Annotated in this window: 19 protein-coding genes; 9 read left to right on the plus strand and 10 right to left on the minus strand. The window is 68.4% G+C overall.

Annotation, left to right across the window (positions count from 1 at the left end; genetic code table 11):
* Nucleotides 1-279 precede the first annotated feature (279 nt).
* Complete coding sequence (locus tag F573_RS0100295; protein ID WP_019021012.1) at nucleotides 280-1,041, plus strand: class I SAM-dependent methyltransferase; 762 nt, start codon at nucleotides 280-282, stop codon at nucleotides 1,039-1,041.
* A gap of 53 nt (nucleotides 1,042-1,094) precedes the next feature.
* Here the strand turns inward: F573_RS0100295 and F573_RS0100300 are convergent, their stop codons facing one another.
* The 4 genes from F573_RS0100300 to F573_RS0100315 are packed head-to-tail and all read right to left on the minus strand — an operon-like array spanning nucleotide 1,095 to nucleotide 4,677.
* Entirely contained in the window at nucleotides 1,095-2,387 is a 1,293-nt protein-coding gene (locus F573_RS0100300; protein WP_019021013.1) for a diguanylate cyclase, read from the minus strand.
* A 5-nt stretch (nucleotides 2,388-2,392) separates the two neighbouring features.
* Nucleotides 2,393-2,785: a CBS domain-containing protein gene (locus F573_RS0100305; RefSeq protein ID WP_018871354.1), complete on the minus strand. Its 393-nt coding sequence runs from the start codon at nucleotides 2,783-2,785 to the stop codon at nucleotides 2,393-2,395.
* 27 nt (nucleotides 2,786-2,812) lie between these two features.
* A complete protein-coding gene (locus F573_RS0100310) occupies nucleotides 2,813-3,160 on the minus strand; it encodes a hypothetical protein (protein WP_018871355.1) in 348 nt (115 codons plus the stop codon).
* Nucleotides 3,157-4,677 (minus strand): DUF1538 domain-containing protein, encoded by a 1,521-nt coding sequence (locus F573_RS0100315; RefSeq protein WP_019021014.1) that lies wholly within the window; start codon nucleotides 4,675-4,677, stop codon nucleotides 3,157-3,159. The genes F573_RS0100310 and F573_RS0100315 overlap by 4 nt, the downstream gene beginning before the upstream one ends.
* A gap of 106 nt (nucleotides 4,678-4,783) precedes the next feature.
* Here F573_RS0100315 and F573_RS0100320 point away from each other — a divergent pair, with 106 nt between their 5' ends.
* Nucleotides 4,784-5,488, plus strand: coding sequence for an SDR family NAD(P)-dependent oxidoreductase (locus F573_RS0100320; protein WP_019021015.1), 705 nt, complete (start codon nucleotides 4,784-4,786; stop codon nucleotides 5,486-5,488).
* Nucleotides 5,489-5,501: 13 nt separating this feature from the next.
* Here F573_RS0100320 and F573_RS0100325 read toward each other — a convergent pair whose 3' ends face one another.
* Nucleotides 5,502-7,625 carry a M1 family metallopeptidase gene (locus F573_RS0100325; RefSeq protein ID WP_019021016.1) on the minus strand — a complete coding sequence of 708 codons (2,124 nt, stop codon included), beginning with the start codon at nucleotides 7,623-7,625 and terminating at the stop codon, nucleotides 5,502-5,504.
* The gene (locus F573_RS0100330; protein ID WP_231384374.1) at nucleotides 7,625-8,854 is read right to left on the minus strand and encodes a ChaN family lipoprotein; all 1,230 of its coding nucleotides are present in this window, start codon (nucleotides 8,852-8,854) and stop codon (nucleotides 7,625-7,627) included. The genes F573_RS0100325 and F573_RS0100330 overlap by 1 nt, the downstream gene beginning before the upstream one ends.
* 113 nt (nucleotides 8,855-8,967) lie before the next feature.
* On the opposite strand from F573_RS0100330, the gene F573_RS15530 reads away from it, so the two are divergent.
* The 5 genes from F573_RS15530 to F573_RS0100350 are packed head-to-tail and all read left to right on the plus strand — an operon-like array spanning nucleotide 8,968 to nucleotide 13,431.
* Complete coding sequence (locus F573_RS15530; RefSeq protein ID WP_369773198.1) at nucleotides 8,968-9,342, plus strand: nucleotidyltransferase domain-containing protein; 375 nt, start codon at nucleotides 8,968-8,970, stop codon at nucleotides 9,340-9,342.
* Nucleotides 9,291-10,091 carry an FkbM family methyltransferase gene (locus F573_RS0100335; RefSeq protein WP_019021018.1) on the plus strand — a complete coding sequence of 267 codons (801 nt, stop codon included), beginning with the start codon at nucleotides 9,291-9,293 and terminating at the stop codon, nucleotides 10,089-10,091. The genes F573_RS15530 and F573_RS0100335 overlap by 52 nt, the downstream gene beginning before the upstream one ends.
* Entirely contained in the window at nucleotides 10,078-10,890 is an 813-nt protein-coding gene (locus tag F573_RS0100340) for a creatininase family protein (protein ID WP_019021019.1), read from the plus strand. Before F573_RS0100335 ends, F573_RS0100340 begins: the two co-directional genes overlap by 14 nt.
* A gap of 58 nt (nucleotides 10,891-10,948) precedes the next feature.
* Nucleotides 10,949-12,427 carry an FAD-linked oxidase C-terminal domain-containing protein gene (locus F573_RS0100345; RefSeq protein ID WP_026300739.1) on the plus strand — a complete coding sequence of 493 codons (1,479 nt, stop codon included), beginning with the start codon at nucleotides 10,949-10,951 and terminating at the stop codon, nucleotides 12,425-12,427.
* 44 nt (nucleotides 12,428-12,471) lie between these two features.
* The gene (locus tag F573_RS0100350) at nucleotides 12,472-13,431 is read left to right on the plus strand and encodes a GGDEF domain-containing protein (RefSeq protein ID WP_019021021.1); all 960 of its coding nucleotides are present in this window, start codon (nucleotides 12,472-12,474) and stop codon (nucleotides 13,429-13,431) included.
* Between the two features lie 19 nt (nucleotides 13,432-13,450).
* Here the strand turns inward: F573_RS0100350 and F573_RS0100355 are convergent, their stop codons facing one another.
* From F573_RS0100355 to F573_RS0100365, 3 genes are all read right to left on the minus strand, one after another.
* Entirely contained in the window at nucleotides 13,451-13,963 is a 513-nt protein-coding gene (locus tag F573_RS0100355; protein WP_026300740.1) for a hypothetical protein, read from the minus strand.
* Complete coding sequence (locus F573_RS0100360; RefSeq protein WP_019021023.1) at nucleotides 13,960-15,192, minus strand: AAA family ATPase; 1,233 nt, start codon at nucleotides 15,190-15,192, stop codon at nucleotides 13,960-13,962. The genes F573_RS0100355 and F573_RS0100360 overlap by 4 nt, the downstream gene beginning before the upstream one ends.
* Before the next feature lie 109 nt (nucleotides 15,193-15,301).
* Complete coding sequence (locus F573_RS0100365; protein ID WP_019021024.1) at nucleotides 15,302-15,700, minus strand: nucleotidyltransferase domain-containing protein; 399 nt, start codon at nucleotides 15,698-15,700, stop codon at nucleotides 15,302-15,304.
* A 343-nt stretch (nucleotides 15,701-16,043) separates the two neighbouring features.
* On the opposite strand from F573_RS0100365, the gene F573_RS0100370 reads away from it, so the two are divergent.
* Together F573_RS0100370 and F573_RS0100375 are read left to right on the plus strand one after the other, a co-directional pair.
* Entirely contained in the window at nucleotides 16,044-17,348 is a 1,305-nt protein-coding gene (locus tag F573_RS0100370) for a citrate synthase (protein WP_026300741.1), read from the plus strand.
* Between the two features lie 107 nt (nucleotides 17,349-17,455).
* Entirely contained in the window at nucleotides 17,456-17,659 is a 204-nt protein-coding gene (locus F573_RS0100375) for a DUF2892 domain-containing protein (RefSeq protein ID WP_018871287.1), read from the plus strand.
* Between the two features lie 188 nt (nucleotides 17,660-17,847).
* On the opposite strand, the gene F573_RS0100385 is transcribed toward F573_RS0100375, so the two are convergent.
* The gene (locus F573_RS0100385) at nucleotides 17,848-18,234 is read right to left on the minus strand and encodes a nucleotidyltransferase family protein (protein WP_018871289.1); all 387 of its coding nucleotides are present in this window, start codon (nucleotides 18,232-18,234) and stop codon (nucleotides 17,848-17,850) included.
* Nucleotides 18,235-18,274: the final 40 nt, after the last annotated feature.

Genomic DNA, 18,274 nt, shown 5'->3' on the forward strand with positions numbered 1-18,274 from the left:
CCTACACGACCGGGGGCCGTAGGAGGCCAGCCTCTGGCCGATCGGGCGCAGGACATTGCTCGGACGTGGAATCGGCCGGAGGGCCGGCCTCCTACGCGGCGGGGGCCGTGGGAGGCCAGCCTCTGGCCGATCGGGCGCAGGAGATCGGCCGGACGTGGGATCGGCCGGGGGGCCGGTCTCCTACCGATCGGGCACGGGGCGGATCGGGGCCCATTTGCTTGACGGTCGGGTGGCTTGGCCGGAGACTGTTGGGCTTTCCAATGATGAGGGTTTGCCCCGATGAGCCAGTCCGAAGTGAAGACCGAGGAGAAGAAACAGCATTTTGACGACATCTACGTCGCCGAGACGCCGGTGCCGTTCAAGGAGCGCATCATCGATGCGCTGGACTACATCTCCGACGACTTCAACCGCCAGACCTTCGACCGGCTCATCCTGCCGTGGGCCGAGCAGCAGGCCGCCAGCGGCCGCACCCTCAACTACGTCGACCTGGCCTGCTGCTTCGGCAACACCACGATGGCGGCGGTGCACAACATGACCGTGGACGAGATCCGCGAGAACTGGGCCTCGGAGACGGTCTGCAACACCATCAGCAAGCCGCGCCGCCTGCCGATGCACACCACCGGCATCGACATCTCCGAGAACGCCCTGGCCTACGGTCAGCGTGCCGGCCTGTTCGACGAGACCCACGCGGCCGACCTGAACAATCCGGCCCCGGAGACCCGCGACGCGATCGAGAAGTCGCTGGAAGAGGCGGACATCCTGCTGTCCACCGCGTCGCTGGTGTACCTGGATCCGCCGGCCATCGCGTCGCTGCTGGATGCGTTCCGCCGTGGCGAGGGCGAAGGTTACCTGCTGGTGAACTTCCTCAACCCCTTCGCGCTGGAAAAGGCCGACGAGACCAAGCGCATGCTGCTGGACCGCTTCGAGTTCGTGGGCAGCACCGCCAGCCGTCACCGCCGCATGTCCGACCTGGAGCAGGAAAACTATCCGGGCGAGGAATGGGCGCTGCTGGAGATCTGGGTCCTGCGCCGCAAGGCGTGAGATCCCGCCTCGCGCCCCGGGTCACCGGGGCTCGGGGCCGTTAGAAGGGCCCATTACAGGAGGACGACGCGGTCGCGTCCGCCCTCCTTGGCCTGATACATCGCCTGATCGACCCGCCGCGTGATCGCGCGCGGCGTGTCGTCCGGCTGCCGCTCGGTCACCCCGAAGCTCGCGGTCACCGCCGGTGCATCCGGCAGATCCAGCTGCGCGATCGAACGACGCAGTTTCTCCGCCGCCACGGCGGCCCCCTCGCCGTCCGTCTCCGGCAGCACGATCAGAAACTCCTCCCCGCCCCAGCGCCCCAGCAGATCCTGTTCACGCAGCTGGGCATCCACCGTGCGGGCCACCGCCTTGAGCACCACATCACCGGCCTCGTGTCCGTGTTCGTCGTTCACCGCCTTGAAGTGGTCGATGTCGAACATGATCACGGCCATCGGCCGCTGATAGCGCTCGCAGCGGTCCATCTCGGCCTCCAGGCGATTGCCCAGGGTCAGACGGTTGGCCAGCCCCGTCAGCCAGTCGGTCTCGGCCAGACGCCGGATCTCGCCCTCCATGTGCACGCGCTCGGTCACATCCTTGCCGAAGGCCACGAAATGCGTGATCTCGCCGCAGTCGTCGCGCACCGGTGTGATGGTCTGCTCCAGGTGAACCTTCTCGCCGTCCGGTCGCCGGTTCACGAACTCGCCGCGGAAGGCCTCGCCCCGGCGCAGCCGTTCCCACATCGTGGTAAAGAACTCGTCGTCGTGCTCCTCGGACTTGAACAGCGCCGGGGTGGCGCCGATCACGCGCTCGGCGTCGAACCCGCTGAGTTCGATGAAGGCCGTGTTGGCGAACACGATCACGCCCTCGGGATCGGTGATCAGCACCGGGTCCCCGGAGGCCTCCAGCGCGGCGGACAGCAGCCGCAGCTGCTCCTCGCGGCGCCGGTCCTCGGTCACGTCGCGCTGCACCGAGACGAAATGCGTGATGCTTTCGTGCTCGCCCCGGGCGCGCACCGGCGAGATGTGCCAGTGTACGCTGTAGGGCTCGCCATCCTTGCGGTAGTTGATGGTCTCGGCATCGAAGCCCTCGCCGCGTTCCAGCGTCGCCCGCAGGTCGTCCAGCACCGCGCGGGAGGTCTTCGGCCCCTGCAGGATGCGCGGGGTCAGGCCGAGGACCTCGTCCCGATAATAGCCGGTCATCTGCTCGAAGCCGCGGTTCACGTAGACGATATGCGGACCGTCATCGAGATCCGCGTCGGTGATCAGCACGCTGTGCGCGGTGTCCTCGATCGCGGCGTCGAGCAGCTCCAGCCGCGCCAGTCCCTGCGGGATGTCCGGGAGATCCTGGAGGTCGAGGGACGTCACCGGGGTCAGACCTCGTCCAGCATGCCGAGGATGGAACCCACGATGTCGCTGGTGGTGACGATCCCCTCCAGCTGGTTGCCTTCCAGCACCACCAGGCGACGCACGTCCATGTTGACCATCATCCGCGCCACGTATTTGACGTCCATCTCCGCGGGCACGGTGATCACCGGCTTGGTGGCCACGTCGTACACGTTGGCCAGGTCGATGTCGCCCTCTTCGGCCACGATGGTCTTGAGGATGGTGGTGTAGGTGATGATGCCGTAAGCATCGTGCGGGTGCTGCTTGTCTACCACCAGCGAGCGCACGTTGTTGTCGCGCATCAGCTGCATGGCCTCGCGCAGCGGGGCCAGCGGAGCCACGGTGATGACTTTCTCGGTCAGGATGTCGCGAACCAGCATGAAGTCTCCCTCCGGTCGGAGTTGGGGTCAGATTTCGTCCTTGACCTGTTCCTCGAAGCGGTCGATCTGCCGCCGGTCGATGCCCGCCAGATGCGAGATGTCGGTGATGAAGGCCACCCCGCGCGGGTCTTCGTCCAGCCCCAGCTCGCGGAACAGCGACTTCAGCACCGTCAGCGCGAGACGCTTCTCCAGAATCCACAGCAGCACCGACTGGCTGCCCTCGTAGGTCATGCCGAGGAAGGTTTTGCGCGCCTCCGCGCCGATGCCGCGCGCGTCCATGATGGTCACGCCGGCGGCACCGGCCTCGCGCGCCGCATCCACGGCCTTCTGTTCCAGTTCGTCGGGCAGCACCGCCACCAGGGCCGAGAATCTCATGCCGTGTCCCTCCTGTCCTTGCGGATCAAGCGTTCATAAAGATCGACCACGATGGCATAGAGCATCACGGTCACGATGGGGAAGATGGACGCGAAGGCGATCAGACCGAAGCCGTCGATCAGCACGTTGCGCCCCTCCAGATGCGTGGCCAGGCCGATCCCCAGCGCGGTGACCAGCGGCACGGTGACCTCCGAAGTGGTCACCCCGCCCAGGTCGAATGCCAGCGCCACGATGTCCTTGGGCGCGAGGATGGTCAGCACGATGACCAGGACATACCCGGCCATGATGTACAGGTGGATGGAGTCCCCGCTGAGGATGCGGTGCACCCCGATGGTGATGCCCACGGCCACCCCCAGCGCCACCAGGATGCGGATGGCGCTGCCCTTCAGCGAGCCCTTGGCCGCTTCCTCCGCCTTCTGGCCGATGGCGATCAGCGCGGGTTCCGCCATCGTGGTCGCAAAGCCGATCGCAAACGCGAACAGGTACACCCACACGAACCGGTCGTTGGCGATCAGCTGCTCCGCCATGCTCTCGCCGATCGGGAACAGGCCCAGCTTGAGCCCGACCACGAAGGCATACAGGCCGAACACCACCAGGGCGAAGCCGAAGATGACCCGCGTCAGATACGGAATGTGCTTGCGCAGCACGAAATACTGGAACACCACGATCACGCCGATGATGGGCGCGACGTCGCGCAGCATCAGCAGCAGGTCCATGCCCATGGCGCTGAGGAAGTGGCGTTCCTCGCCCGCCCCGGGCAGATCCGTGTCGGTATCCATGGCCGCTCCGTCGCCGGCGCCGGGTGCCGGGCCGTCGATGTCGGCCCCGGCGAACACCACGATGCCGTAGAGCTGCACCGTGATCATCGGCACCATCACGGCCAGCGCCACCAGGCCGAAGCCGTCGCGCAGCGGGTTGCGCCCGGCCAGCGACGCGGCCAGCCCCAGCCCCAGCGCGGCCACCAGCGGCACGGTCACGATGTTGGTGGTGACGCCGCCGGAGTCGTAGGCCAGGCCCACGATCTCCTCGGGCGCGAAGAAGGTGACCAGCACCACCAGCACGTAGCCGGTGAGGATGTACCAGTGCAGCGGATGGCCCAGCACCGTGCGCAGGATGCCCAGCGCCACCACCGCCCCCACCGACAGCGCCACGATCAGGCGCAGGATGAAGCCCTGGATGTGCCCCTCGGAGATCACCTCGGCCTGTTCCGCCACGGCGATCAGCGCCGGCTCCGCGATCACCGTGGCAAAACCCAGGGTAAAACCGAAGGCCATCAGCAGGATCAGCGAGCCGCGCCGCGCCAGCGCGTTGGAGAGGTTCTTGCCGATGGGGAAGACCCCCATCTCCAGCCCCTGCAGGAACAGCGCCACGCCGAAGACCACGATCACCAGACCGATGGCCATGGACAGCACGCCCTCGGGCACGGACTGCAGCACGAACATCTGGAACACCGCCACCACGATCACGATGGGGGCCAGGTTGCGGGCGGCGTGGCCGAGGGTGTGGAGGAAGTTCATGCGCGCATTCCCGTCTGCACTCGGCGCAGAGCATACACGACCCGGTGCCGGTACAGACCATACGCAGCCAAACGGATCGAATCGCGATGCCTGCGGTCACAGCAACATGGACTCACTCGCACACCCCTTCCGCGCCGTGGTGATCGGCGCCACCGGCGGCCTCGGCCGCGCCTTCGTCACCCACCTGGAGAACGACCCGAACTGCGCGCGGGTCGTGGCGCTGGGCCGCTCCACCGATCCGCCGCTGGAGCTCACCGACGAGGACAGCATCCGCCACGCGGCCGCATGGCTGACGGAGCAGGCGCCTGACTGGGACCTGATCATCGACGCCACCGGAGTGCTCACCATCGACGGCCATCGGCCGGAAAAACGCCTGCGCGAGCTCGATCCGGCGGTGATGGCGCAGGCCTTCGCGGTCAACGCCATCGGCCCGGCGCTGATCTTCAAGCACTTCGCGGGGCTGCTGCCGAAGGACCGCAAGGCGGTGCTGGCAACGCTGTCGGCGCGCGTGGGCTCCATCGCTGACAACCACTCCGGCGGCTGGCTGAGCTATCGCGCCTCCAAGGCCGCGCTCAACCAGATCGTGCGCACCACCGCGCTGGAGATGCGCTTCAGCCATCGCCGCGCGGTGGTGGCCGCACTGCAGCCGGGCACGGTGGAGACCCCGCTGTCGGAGCCATACCGCGCCCGCGCCCCCGAGGTCCTGACGCCGGAACGCGCGACCGGCGCGCTGCTGGAGGTGCTGGACGCCCTCGGTCCCGAGGACTCCGGCGGGCTGTTCGACTTCGAACACCAGCGCCTGCCGTACTGATCGGACCGGGAACTCAGTCCGCCAGCGAGCGCCAGGGCCCCGGCACCGGCCACAGCCCGCGCGCCACCGGCTCGCCATCGTCCTGCAGCAGGTAGCTTGCCTGCGCGCGGTGTCGCAGCGCACCCGCCAGCGCGCGCCGCTCACTGGCCGAGTCGGCCGCAATCACGGTGATGCCGGTCTCGGGCACGGTCCAGGCCAGGGCCCCGACATCGGCTGCGGCATCGGGCAGGTCGTCCGTATCCGCGTGCGCCTCCTGCGGGCGCGTCGGCAGTCCGCGGTCGCCCAGCCATTCAGCGACCGCCGCGCGCGAACCCAGCAGCACCCGCGGGGCATCGGTCCCGGCCCCGGCCCCGGCCCCGGAAGCGGAATCAGAATCGGGATCGGGATCGGCATCCGGTTCCGCCGTCTCCGGCACCCGGCCCAGCCACGGGGCCAGTTCCGCCGGGGCAGCGCCGTCCGGGGCGATCACGCGGGTCGCGGGATCCAGCTGCGCCTCGCGCAGGATGCGCGGATATTCATCCGCGCCCAGCTGCCGGAATACCCGCCAGTCGGGGTCCACGGCGATACGCGCCGGCCGCGCGTCGGTGGTCAGTGCCAGCTCCAGATCGGTCGCGGCCTCCTCCAGATCCACCCAGTGCGTCTCCCGGCCCTCATCCTCCGCGAACTCGACCACCAGCGGCACGCGCACCCGCCACGGATGATCGGCATCGGCCTGTTCCAGGCGGCCGGTCACGCGCCAGCGCCCGCCATCGTCACGGGCCTGCACCTCGCGCAGTTCGATGCGCGGCGCACCGACCCGCCCGATCCACTGCTCGAAGAACGGCTCCAGATCATCGTCCGTCGCCGCGTCCACCGCCGCGATCAGATCCGGCCAGGCGGCTTCGCGATAACGATATTCCGCGTAGAAATCGGCCAGCCCCGCATGCAGCGCCTCCTCGCCGATGCGGTCCTCCAGCATCCGCCACAGCATCGCGCCGCGGTGATAACCGGCGATGCGGTCGGCCCCGGCATTGCCACCGACGAACTCGCCATGCGGGTAGTCCTCGTCTTCCGGCAGGGCGGCATAATCACGCAGCCACTGGCCCCGCTCCTCGCGCGCCTCGCCGCGTTCTTCCGCGAACCGGTAATCGGCCATGAAGGTGGTCAGACCCTCGGTCCAGTTGCCGTGGCGGCGATCCGCGTAAACCCCGGTGCCCCACCAGTTGTGCAACACCTCGTGCCCCAGCGAGGTGTGCGGGATGAACGGCAGCGGGATCACCTGTTCGCCCAGCAGGGTGAATCCGGAGAAGGCCAGCCCCACCGGCGCCGGGCTGGCCGCCACGGTGAAGCTGTCGAAGGCATACGGCCCGATCCGGTCGCTGAAGCGCTCGAGGTATTCCACGGTCTTCTCGCGGTAGGTCGCGCCGAACGCGCCCTCCAGCTCCGCCGGGAACAGGGTGCGTACCTCCACGCCATCGGCGGTCTCGCTGCGCCCCTCCTCCCAGGGGCCGCTGGCCAGCGCCAGCGCACGCCCGCCGGGATGCTCGAACACCGCGCGGGTCACGCCCTCCGCGTCCGCGTCCCCGGTGGCCGCGTCTTCAGCGGCCTCCTCGCGCCACGACCCGGAGGCCACGACGCGATGGCCATCGGCCGCAAGCACCTCCAGGCGCACCGGCGCGGGTTCGGCCTCCGGCTGCCGCGGATACCAGGCGGCCCCCGCCGGCAGGAAGCCGCCGGCCGCGCCGAGGAACCCGCCCCCGGGGCCGGCGTCCTCCGGGGCCTGCAGCCGGGCACGGTATTCGATGACCAGCGGCCCGCCGGCGACGTCCCCGTCGCCATCGAGCGTCACCTGCAGGTATCCCGCGTCGCTGTGTTCGTGGTTCAGCGCGTGCCCGCCCCGCTCCACGGCGTCCACCCGCAAACCGCGTGCGAAGCGAAAGCGCAGCTCCCCGTCCGCGTCTTCCAGCATCGCGGCGGGCAGGCTTAGACGCCCCTGCAGCCGCTGCTCGGCGGGGAACAGTTCGATCGTCAGTTCGCGGGCGGGCGGGTCGCCGGCGACGACCGGTGCCGCCCACCCCGCAAGCGGCACGCTCAGCAGGCACGCCAGCGCGGCGGTGCCGGGCCGATTGTGCCCCGGGGTACGCCGCAGGCGGGCCATCAGTGACCGTTCCCCGCGGCCGGCCGCGCCCCCGCGCTCTCCTGCCAGGGGAAACGCGCGATCACCTCCTCGCGCTCGCCGTTGCGTTCCAGCACCAGCGGCAACCAGGTGCCCGGCGTCACCCCCTGCACGATGCGCTGCAGATCGGCCGGCGTCTCCACCGCGCGGCCACCGGCCTCCACCAGACGGTCGCCGCTCTCGATGCCGGCGGCGCCGGCCACCGAATCGGGCATCACGCCGCGGATCTCCACCCCTTCGCCCTCTTCGGGGCGCTGCATTTGCACCCCCAGGATCGGGGTCAGCGGCTGGAAGCGCTCGCCGCCCTGCACGCCGAACACCGCCCGCGCCAGCTCCGGGTCCTGCCCCGTACATGCCCCGTCGCTCTCGCGCGGCAGCAGCACCGGGGTGTTGTCCACGCCCAGGTCCGCCAGCTGATGCGGCACGCCGTGGCCGTATTCCAGATGCCCGGAACCGATGATCCCGACCACCAGCGGCGGCTCGTCACCGCCCGCCTCGATCACGTCGGCGATGGCCGCGGCCATCATCCGGTCCCAGGCCAGCTGGGTGCCGATGAACGCATCGCTGTCACCCGGCGCGGCCGGATGACGCGCCAGCACCTCCTCCAGGTATTCGCGATAGGCATCGGCGGGTTCGGCCGGGGCGGAGACCCCGTCGCGCTCGTCGGCGGGCACGCTGTCCCAGCCCTCGTGGCCCAGACGGCGCACCAGATCGCGCTCGGCGTTCAGCGCCACCAGCGGGACGTCGTGCACCCGCGCGAAATGCAGGATCGGCCAGTACAGCCGCGGGTTGAAGCCCCAGTGCTCGTACCAGTCGCTTTCCTGCAGGAACCGCTCCTCGTCCAGTTCGCCCGCCACCCAGTCATCCAGCACCGGCTGCGCCGAGCGCGGCAGCATCTCCAGGCCGATCACCATGTCCGGGCGCTGGCCGTGCAGCGCGGCCAGGGTGCCAAGCTGCCAGCGATGGTGGTCCATGCGGTTATGGGTCTCGCCCAGCAGCACCGCATCGGCGCCGGCCAGTTCGGCGAACAGCTCCGCGGCATCCACGTCCTCGCCCTCCGGCGTGGCCCACTGTCCGGGCTGCACACAGTCCGCGCCCGATGGCACATCTGCATGGGGTGCAGAGGGCCCCAGAGCGAACACGGTGGCCGTCAGGGCCAGCAACGACGGCGCCACGAGGGTCCGCCACTCACACTTCGGAAACAGCCTCATCAAGCTTCTCCAGGCAGAATACGCAATGTCCATTGGGACCGGCCCCGCACCCGAGCGTTCCGGCCCGCGCTCGGCCTACAATCCCATCCGGGACCCGGAGGACCACGATGCGATTGAGCGAAGACCAGCGTAAAACGATCCACCACACCGCCCGCGAACTGTTCGGGGACTGTACCGTTTATCTGTTCGGATCGCGCGTCGACGATGCGGCCCGCGGTGGCGATATCGACCTGCTGGTGGAAACGCCCCGCCCGGTGGAAAACCGGGCGGCGATGGCGGCCCGCTACACGGCTCGCCTGCAAACTGGAACGGGCTGCACAGGATCTGCTGCCAAACCCTCCCGACCCAGCCGCTGCGCGCCCGTAGGAGCCTGCTTGCAGGCGAACAAGACCGGACGGGCGTGCACATGGATCCGCGTTTCCCTAAGCTGGGAAGCATGGACGCGCCCCCGAATCCCGACCCGTCTCCGGCCGCTCGCGAGCGGCTGAACGCCACCCTCGGCCTGCTGCGCTCGCTGGCGATCTACCGGCGCCCCGGGCGCCAGCGGGCCCTGCGCCGGCTGTACCGTCCGTTCATCGGGCGCGACGACCGGGTGTTCGACATCGGCGCCCATCTGGGGGATCGCACGCTGGCCTTCTCCCGCCTCGGCGGCCACGTGATCGCGGTGGAGCCACAGCCTGCCCTGCGCCGCTGGCTCGAGCGCGGGCCCGGCCGGCGGCGCAACGTAACCGTGCGCGGCGAGGCGGTGGGCGCCGAACCCGGCACGGCCGACCTGTACATCAGCCACCGGACCCCCACGGTCTCCACGCTGTCCCCGCGCTGGACCGACGAGCTGCCGCGGCGCAACGACGGCTTCCGCCGCGTGCGCTGGGAAGATCATGTGCAGGTGCCGGTCATCACCCTCGACGACCTGATCGCCGAATACGGCATGCCGGCGTTCTGCAAGATCGACGCCGAAGGTTATGAAGTCGAGGTGCTGGCCGGGCTGTCACAGCCGATCCCGGCGCTGTCGCTGGAGTTCGTCGCCGGCGCGCTGGACATCGCAATCGCCGGCATGGAACGCCTGGCCGAGCTGGGCGACTACGAATTCAACGTGATCGCCGGCGAGCAGCGCGAATACCGCTTCGCCCGCTGGCAGGACCGGGGCCGGGTGCGGCTGTGGCTGGAGGCCCACGCCGCGGATTACGGCTCCGGCGATCTCTACGCCCGCCTGCGCATGCCGCATGCACGATCCTGACGCGCCCCGCCCCCTGCCCCGCTGGCAGGACCTGACCACCGCCGAGGCCGCCGAACTGGCCGGCCGCGACCCGGTGGCCGTGCTGCCGCTGGCAGCCATCGAACAGCACGGGCCGCATCTGCCGCTGGACACCGACCTGCGCATCGGCGAGGGCCTGCTGCAGGCGGCGTGGGCGCGGCTTCCCGCGGATTTCCCCCTGCTGGCCCTGCCGCCGCTGGCGATCCTGGCCAGCCCCGAGCACGCCCGCTTCGCCGGCACCCTGAGCCTGACACCGGAGACCGCCATCCGCGTGCTGGTGGAAACCGGCCGGGCCGTGGCCGGCGCCGGCGTGCGCCGCCTGGTGCTGCACAACAGTCACGGCGGCAACCGGGCGGTGGCCGACACCGCAGCGCTGGAACTGCGCCGCCGCCACCGCATGCTGATCGTGCGTCATCATTACTTTCTCCAGGATCCGCCGGCGCAGGCCAGCATCCCGGCCGCCGAACAACGCCATGGCCTGCACGGCGGGCGCATCGAGACGGCGATGATGCGTCATCTGGCGCCCGCCAGCGTACACGACGCCGAGGCCCGCCACGCGGGCTCGCTGGGCGAGGAGCTGGAGGCCTCGCTGGAGGTCCTGCGACCGGAGGGTCCGGCCGGATTCGCCTGGCTGGCCGGCGACCTCAACCCCGCCGGGACCACCGGGGATGCGGAGGCGGCCACCGCCGCCGAGGGCGCGGCCCTGGTAGACCACTACGCCACCCACCTGGCCGCCGCCCTGCGCGACGCCCGCGCCTTCCCCCTGGACCGGCTCGCGTGAGCCCTCCGGAAACTGCGGAATTGTCCCGGCCGGCGGGCAACGGTCTACCATCACGGTCATGAGTGCCGTAACCACCCCTCAGCCCGGTCTGGCCGCCGTGATCGACACCCTGCGCGAGCAGCTGCCGCCGGAAGCGTTGATCGTCGAGGAAAGCGAGCGCCGCGCCTACGAATGCGACGGACTCTCCGCCTTTCGCGAGGTCCCCGGCGCGGTCGCCCTGCCCGCCAGCATGGAACAACTCCAGCTGTGCCTGAAGACCTGTCGCGAACACGGCGTGCCGGTGGTGCCGCGCGGCGCGGGCACGGGCCTGTCCGGGGGCGCGCTGCCCAGCGCCGAGGGCCTGCTGCTGTCGATGGCGCGCTTCAACCGCATCCTCGAGATCGATGCCGACAACCGCTGCGCGGTGGTCCAGCCGGGCGTACGCAACCTCGCGATCTCCGAGGCCACCGCCCCGGCCGGTCTGTACTACGCCCCCGACCCCTCGTCGCAGATCGCCTGCTCCATCGGCGGCAACGTGGCCGAGAACGCCGGCGGCGTGCACTGCCTGAAATACGGCCTCACGGTCCACAACGTGACCGGGCTGGAGTTCGTGACCCTGGACGGTGAAGTCATCCGCGTCGGCGGCAAGACCCTGGATACCGAAGGCCTGGACCTGCTGGCCTTCCTGATCGGCTCCGAGGGCATGCTGGGAATCGTCACCGAGGTCACCGTGCGCCTGTTGCCGCGCCCCGAACGCACCCAGGTGCTGATGGCGAGCTTTGACGACGTGGAGACCGCCGGCGCCGCGGTGGCCGGCATCATCGCCGCCGGACTGATCCCCGCGGGTCTGGAGATGATGGACAACGCCGCGATCCGCGCCGCCGAGGACTTCGTCCATGCCGGCTATCCGGTGGATGCCGCGGCCATCCTGCTGTGCGAGCTGGACGGCAGCAACAGCGAGGTCTCCGAGAGCGTGATGTTCGTGCGCGAAAAACTGCTGGGGCTGGGCGCGACCGAGGTCCGTACCGCGCAGGACGATGCCGAGCGCACGCGCTTCTGGGCCGGACGCAAGGCCGCCTTCCCCGCCGCCGGCCGCATCTCGCCCGACTACTACTGCATGGACGGCACCATCCCGCGTCACCAGCTCGGGTACGTGCTCGAACGCATCGATGCGCTCTCCGCCGAACACGGCCTGGGCGTGTGCAACGTGTTCCACGCCGGCGACGGCAACCTGCACCCGCTCATCCTCTACGACGCCAGCCAGCCGGGCCAGATCGAGACCGCCGAGACCTTCGGCGAGGCGATCCTGGAGCTGTGCGTGGCGGTGGGCGGCACGGTCACCGGCGAGCATGGCGTGGGGGTGGAAAAGCTGGACGGCATGTGCGTGCAGTTCGCCTCCGCCGAGCTGGAGCAGTTCCATGCCCTGCGCAGCGCATTCGACCCCCGCGGCCTGCTGAACCCCGGCAAGGCGGTGCCCACGCTGGCACGCTGCGCCGAATTCGGCCGCCAGCACGTGCGCTCGGCGCAACCACCGCACCCGGACCTGCCCCGGTTCTGATCATCACGGCCGGTCCCCCCGACAACCCGACCCGGAATCCGCGCATGGAAGCCCCGAATCCCCGCCCGCCGCAGCACACCGAGCCCGGCACCGACGCCTTCTCCGGCGCCGTCCGTTCGCTGATGGACGCGCTGTACGCCATAGCCCCGCTGGACACCTGGCTGCTGACCCGGGTCGAAGGACGCGACTGGATCATCCTGCACGCCCTGGACCAGGGCGACACGATCGCCCCGGGCGTCGTCCTCGACTGGCACGGCTCCTGCTGCATCCACATGGCCTGTGGCGACGCCCCGTCCATCGCCCCGGATACGAGCGGGATCCCCGTCTATCGCGACGCGCCGGTGAACCACCAGCTCCCGGTGGGCGCCTATGTCGGTTTTCCACTGCACGACCGCGGCGGGAACCTGTTCGGCACTCTGTGCGGCGTGCACCCCGAGCCCGTAGACCCGCAGCTCCACGACCGCTACACCGCCCTGGAGGCCCTGGCCGACACCGCAGGCCACCTGCTGGCCCTGCAGCGCGAGAACGACATCCTCGACCGCGAACGCCAGGCCACGGCCCTGCTGCCCGGCTCCGATCCGGTGAGCGGCACCCTGAACCGACGCGGCTGGGACATGGCCCTGGAAGGCGAGGAAGAGCGCTGCCAGCGCAACGGGCAGCCCTGCGCGGTGGTCCTCGCGGAGGTCACCGATCTGGAGGCCATCAATCGGGAGGCGGGCATCGGCCAGGGCGACCGGCTGCTGGCGGAGCTCGGACCGATCCTGCAGGGCCTGCTGCTCCCCGGCGACCGTGTGGCGCGTATCGCCGGCAACCGGTTCGGCCTGCTGCTGGTGGACACCGGCCCCGACGCCCTGGAACGACGCCACGCCGAGATCCGCACGGCCCTGCGGGACCATCACCCCGCGATCGAAACCGGCCGCGCCCTGCGCCACCCGGGCGAGGGCCTGCAGCACACTCCCCACCTCGCCGAACGCGACCTCCTGCGCCAGCGCCACACCCGCTGAATCAGGAGTCACAAGTCCTTCAGAACTCGTCCCGCAGGTCTGGAACGGGACGGGTAGGCACGCTGTGCGTAATCACTCTCACACGAATCCCGTACTGCGTTTCCAGGCGCACACGCTCGGGCTTGGTCATCTGGCCGCTGGTAACAATCACGGCTCGTTCAAGGGCCGGCCCACCGGGAACGTCCTTGCCAAGGCTCGAGACCATTTCCCGATACTCCGGGCGCTGGCTGCGCACATGCGCCAACTGTTCGAAGCCGTGCGAAATATCACCGGCACCCTTCAATTCGACCAGCGCAGCAACCTTCCGGCCCCCGCGAACCTGCCACCAGAGGAACAGGCCATCGCAGCGCATCTCGTTGTCGTTAAAGACACAGTCATCCAGGACGATGGCCCGGGTTTCTTCCTGCTGACGCGGCGCGTACCGAACTTGTTTGCCATTCTCGGCAAAGGTGTACTGATCCGCACAGAGCGTGGAGGGCTGATGTGCCCGCATGCGCCGGCAGCTACATTGATCCGCGTAGCCGGATGTCATGCCTCCCCCCCATGCTCCCACTCGATATCCCGCATACGGTCATAGAGCTGATTGATCTCGTTGAAATGCTGCAGCAGCCGATCATCCAGAAGTCCGGAAGACCCGTCGAGCAGCTCAACCGCCTCGCGCCCCTGCATGCCATAGGCCGCGACGTCCGCCGGATCCAGCGCCATCAAATCCCGGACCTCCGCCTCCCCGTCATCACGCACCAGTCCCTCGATCCGATATCGCTGCAGGTGGTTGTTCAAGGCCTCGACGATATAGGGGCTGTGGGTCGTCAGGATGAACTGGGTGCGGGGGAACGTGGCCAGCAGGTCACCCACGACGCGACGCTGCCATGCCGGATGCAGATGCAGATCCACCTCGTCAATCATCACCACGGCTTCCGCGGCCAGTGGATCGTCCTGATCCGGGTTGGCCATGGCCATACGAGCGGCCAGGTCCATGATCAGCCCAAGGAGGGTCTGGTAACCGTCGCTCAGCTGCGCGATATCAAAGGTCTCGCCTTCCTTGTCGACCGCCAGCCGCAAGTGGTTTACCTCGATCCGCGGGTTGGAAAGATCGGGAAACACGCGGGTGATGGCTCGACGCACTGCATCGAGTTCCGGCAGGGTCACGTCGAAACTTCGGGCAGCCTTCTGCCTCGCATGTTCCTCGTTTTCCTTGCAATAGAACCACGCGAAAGCCGACTTGAACCGGGTGCTGGCTTCCAGGGCACCCACCAGGGCATCGTATCGACTGTAATCGGTAGGGAAGTTGCGGCGCCGCAACGGAATATCGAGCACGGCACGGGACACGCCGTAGTAGGCCACGACCGGCATCTCGAAACCCCGGTTCTCCTGCGAGGGGTCAATCACCTTCTCGTCCAGGTGGTTGCGCAGGAACCGAACTCCGGGACCGGTCGGGACGGCAGCCGCAGTGGTGCGGCTTCGATCCCGACGCTGAACCCGTTCCCATTCCAGCCCCGGGATGGTGCTTTTCAGCGTCACTCGCGCATAGGGCCGCACCCGGTTGCCACTTTGGTGAATCTCGCCTCTTTTACTGAAATCAATGCCCGTGACCCCGGGAAGATGCTTCAGGATCTCGCCAAGCCCGATGGCGACACCATCCAGTATGGCCGTCTTCCCGGAACCGTTCTCGCCCATCAGAAGAGTCAATCGCGAGCCCAGTTCAACTTCGAGCCGCTCCCACAGGCGAAAATTGTCAAACGTCGCCAGCTGCAGTCTCACGGCAAGGTATTCCCGGTGTTAAGGAGTCGATTTGCCCCAGCGACATAGCCCCCGCCGGACGGGGCCACGCGCTCGACGCGGTAGCGCAAGGTCTCGATCTTCTGTTCGATTACCCGTTGATCCATGCATCCCTCCGCGCGGCGAGGATGCGATCACGGTACGGCAGGAAATCGGCCTGATCGAACAGATGGCGGGTCAGGAAGCGGGCCTGGGCCTCGTCACTGCCCCACAGGCGCACGCCGGTGGTCATGATCTGCCCGAGCAGCGGCTCGCCGGCGCGGGTGAGATCGACAAGATCGACGGGGCGGCCGGCGACCAGGGCCAGCTCGTCGATGAGCCGGATACGCGCCTCCACGTCCAGTGAGGTCCCGGCGCTCACGGCAATGTCGAGATCGCTGTCGGCGGTCGCGGTGCCGCGGGCCAGCGAGCCGAACAGCATCACCAGCTCCAGTTCGGAGTGGTTCTGCAGCACGCCCTGCAGGCGCTGGTGTTCGGCATCTCGTTCCATGTCCCGGATTCTAGGGAAACGCTGATCCATGTGCACGCTCGCGCTCGAGTCGCTTTTGCGTGCGAACAAGGCGCGGCGACCGCCGTGCAGTCATTCTGCACAAGGGAGCCGCAACGCCGTGCGCGCGCAAAAGCGGCCGAGCCCCTTCGGGGTTGGCGCCCCGGGTTCCCCGACCCTGCGTTGCGCCGCTTGCGGGTAGAACCACTACCCGCTGCGCGACGCGCCTTGTCTCGGAAAACCCGGGGTGCCAACGCGAACGTGCACATGTGCGGCTGTGGCCGCGGAACGATTGGTTTACCATTCGGGTCTGGTCGCCATCATCGATTCCACGCGAGGCCGTTCCATGAGCAAGACCGTCACGCTGACCGACAACTCCACCGGCAAGAGCATCGAGCTGCCGCTACAGGAGGGTTCGCACGGGCCCAACTGCATCGACATCCGCGCGCTGTACAAGGAGCTCGGCTACTTCACCTACGACCCGGGGTTCATGTCGACCGCCAGCTGCCGCTCGGACGTCACGTTCATCGACGGCGACGAAGGCACCCTGCTCTATCGCGGCTACCCGATCGAACAGCTGGCCGAACAGAGCACCTATCTGGAAGTCTGCTACCTGCTGCTCAACGGCGACCTGCCGTCCTCCGACGAGCTGCACGACTTCTCGCGCATCATCAAGGAGCACTCGATGCTGCACGAGGCGGTGCGCCGCTTCTTCGACGGCTTCCGCCACGATGCGCACCCGATGGCGATCATGGTGGGCGTGGTCGGGGCGCTGTCGGCCTTCTACCACGACAACGTGGACGTGCATAACCCGGAGCACCGGCGCATCGCCGCGCACCGGCTGATCTCCAAGATGCCGACCATCGCGGCCTGGTCGTACAAGTACGCCAACGGCCAGCCGTTCATGTACCCGGACAACAACCTGTCCTACACCGCCAACTTCCTGTCGATGATGTTCGGCGTGCCCAGCGAGCCCTACCAGCCGAACCCGGTGTTCGTGCGCGCGCTGGACCTGATCCTGATCCTGCACGCCGACCACGAGCAGAACGCCTCGACCTCCACCGTGCGCCTGTCCGGCTCCTCCGAGGCCAACCCGTTCGCCGCGATCTCCGCCGGCATCGCCTCGCTGTGGGGTCCGCTGCACGGCGGCGCGAACGAGAAGGTCATCCGCATGCTCGAGGAGATCGTGCACAGCGGGAAGAGCGTCGAGGAGTTCGTCGCCCGGGCCAAGGACAAGAACGACTCCTTCCGCCTGATGGGATTCGGCCACCGGGTGTACAAGAACTACGACCCGCGCGCGAAGATCATCCGCAAGATGTGCCACGAACTGCTGGAAGAGATGGGCGACATGGGCGCCGACAACCAGCCGCTGTTCGACGTGGCTATGGAGCTCGAACGCATCGCGATGGAGGACGATTACTTCATCGAGCGCAAGCTCTACCCCAACGTCGACTTCTACTCCGGCATCATCCTGCGCGCGATGGGCATCCCGCTGAACATGTTCACCGTAATCTTCGCCCTGGCCCGCACGGTCGGCTGGATCTCGCACTGGAACGAGATGATGCAGGACCCCGAATCGCGCATCGGGCGCCCGCGTCAGCTATATACGGGGTATCCCGAGCGCTCGTACGTGCCGATCGAGGAGCGCTGAGTCCGTTCGCGCGCGCCGGAGCACCGGGCCACGCCGGGTGCCTCCCTTGTGGACGCCCGGCGACGGCTGTACATTAGAAGAAATCGATATACGAGGAGGAGATCCCCATGAGCATCGACCGCATCGTCATGGCGTTTGCCGGCACCGTCATCATCATCAGTGCCATCCTGGCCTGGCAGTTCAGCCCGCTGTGGCTGCTGCTGACCGGCTTTGTCGGCCTCAACCTGCTGCAGTCCGCCTTCACCGGCTTCTGCCCGCTGGCCATGATCCTCAAGGCCCTGGGCGTGAAGCCGGGCGAAGCCTTCAGCTGAGGCCAGCCCGGCAAACACCCCGCGCCCGCCCCGACCGGCGGGCGCACAAAAGGGTCCGGACGGAGACGTCCGGGCCCTTTTTCGTTCACAGGCTCGGGCTTCAGGACCGGGGCCGGAGGCGTTCGGCGGCTTCGTCCAGCACGGCCCTCTGGCGGCCGGCCAGATGCCGCACTTCCTGGAGATAGAGCTCAAGCTGCATGCTCACGCTCCCATTCCCAGAACTCCAGCTCGCGCCAGGTACGTGTCAGGAACCACGCCCATGGCGGTCGATCCTCGCCGACCACCGGAATGCCCTCCTCGGCGACCACGGCCCGCATGGCCAGTCCGGCCCGCTCCAGATTGACGATGTCGACCCGGTCGTCGTGGGTGCCCAACGCGGCCGCAATCCGGCGACGCAGGGACTCGTCCCGCGCGAAAGCGTCGAGGGCATCATCAGGGGCGTCCGACCACTGTACGGCCAGGTCCCAGTCGCTTTGCTCGTGCGCATCGCCCCTCGCGCGACTGCCGATCAGTACCACGAAGTCCAGTCCGTCGAGGTCTTCAAGGGCGCGACGCAGTACCGTCGGTTCCGTCATGGTCCTGCTCCGTTGCGAGATTCAGTGCAGGAATCATGGT

The organism is Thioalkalivibrio sp. ALE23 (genome assembly GCF_000378545.1).
Lineage (GTDB): Bacteria > Pseudomonadota > Gammaproteobacteria > Ectothiorhodospirales > Ectothiorhodospiraceae > Thioalkalivibrio.

Excerpts from the sequence above, each read along its gene's own strand:
- F573_RS0100325 (WP_019021016.1), bottom strand. The coding sequence starts at position 7,625 with ATGGCCCGCCTGCGGCGTACCCCGGGGCACAATCGGCCCGGCACCGCC.
- F573_RS0100345 (WP_026300739.1), top strand. The coding sequence starts at position 10,949 with ATGAGTGCCGTAACCACCCCTCAGCCCGGTCTGGCCGCCGTGATCGAC.
- F573_RS0100355 (WP_026300740.1), bottom strand. The coding sequence starts at position 13,963 with ATGACATCCGGCTACGCGGATCAATGTAGCTGCCGGCGCATGCGGGCA.
- F573_RS0100315 (WP_019021014.1), bottom strand. The coding sequence starts at position 4,677 with ATGAACTTCCTCCACACCCTCGGCCACGCCGCCCGCAACCTGGCCCCC.
- F573_RS0100370 (WP_026300741.1), top strand. The coding sequence starts at position 16,044 with ATGAGCAAGACCGTCACGCTGACCGACAACTCCACCGGCAAGAGCATC.
- F573_RS0100335 (WP_019021018.1), top strand. The coding sequence starts at position 9,291 with ATGGACGCGCCCCCGAATCCCGACCCGTCTCCGGCCGCTCGCGAGCGG.
- F573_RS0100375 (WP_018871287.1), top strand. The coding sequence starts at position 17,456 with ATGAGCATCGACCGCATCGTCATGGCGTTTGCCGGCACCGTCATCATC.
- F573_RS0100365 (WP_019021024.1), bottom strand. The coding sequence starts at position 15,700 with ATGGAACGAGATGCCGAACACCAGCGCCTGCAGGGCGTGCTGCAGAAC.
- F573_RS0100295 (WP_019021012.1), top strand. The coding sequence starts at position 280 with ATGAGCCAGTCCGAAGTGAAGACCGAGGAGAAGAAACAGCATTTTGAC.
- F573_RS0100350 (WP_019021021.1), top strand. The coding sequence starts at position 12,472 with ATGGAAGCCCCGAATCCCCGCCCGCCGCAGCACACCGAGCCCGGCACC.
- F573_RS0100330 (WP_231384374.1), bottom strand. The coding sequence starts at position 8,854 with ATGAGGCTGTTTCCGAAGTGTGAGTGGCGGACCCTCGTGGCGCCGTCG.
- F573_RS0100340 (WP_019021019.1), top strand. The coding sequence starts at position 10,078 with ATGCACGATCCTGACGCGCCCCGCCCCCTGCCCCGCTGGCAGGACCTG.
- F573_RS0100320 (WP_019021015.1), top strand. The coding sequence starts at position 4,784 with ATGGACTCACTCGCACACCCCTTCCGCGCCGTGGTGATCGGCGCCACC.
- F573_RS0100305 (WP_018871354.1), bottom strand. The coding sequence starts at position 2,785 with ATGCTGGTTCGCGACATCCTGACCGAGAAAGTCATCACCGTGGCTCCG.
- F573_RS0100385 (WP_018871289.1), bottom strand. The coding sequence starts at position 18,234 with ATGACGGAACCGACGGTACTGCGTCGCGCCCTTGAAGACCTCGACGGA.
- F573_RS0100310 (WP_018871355.1), bottom strand. The coding sequence starts at position 3,160 with ATGAGATTCTCGGCCCTGGTGGCGGTGCTGCCCGACGAACTGGAACAG.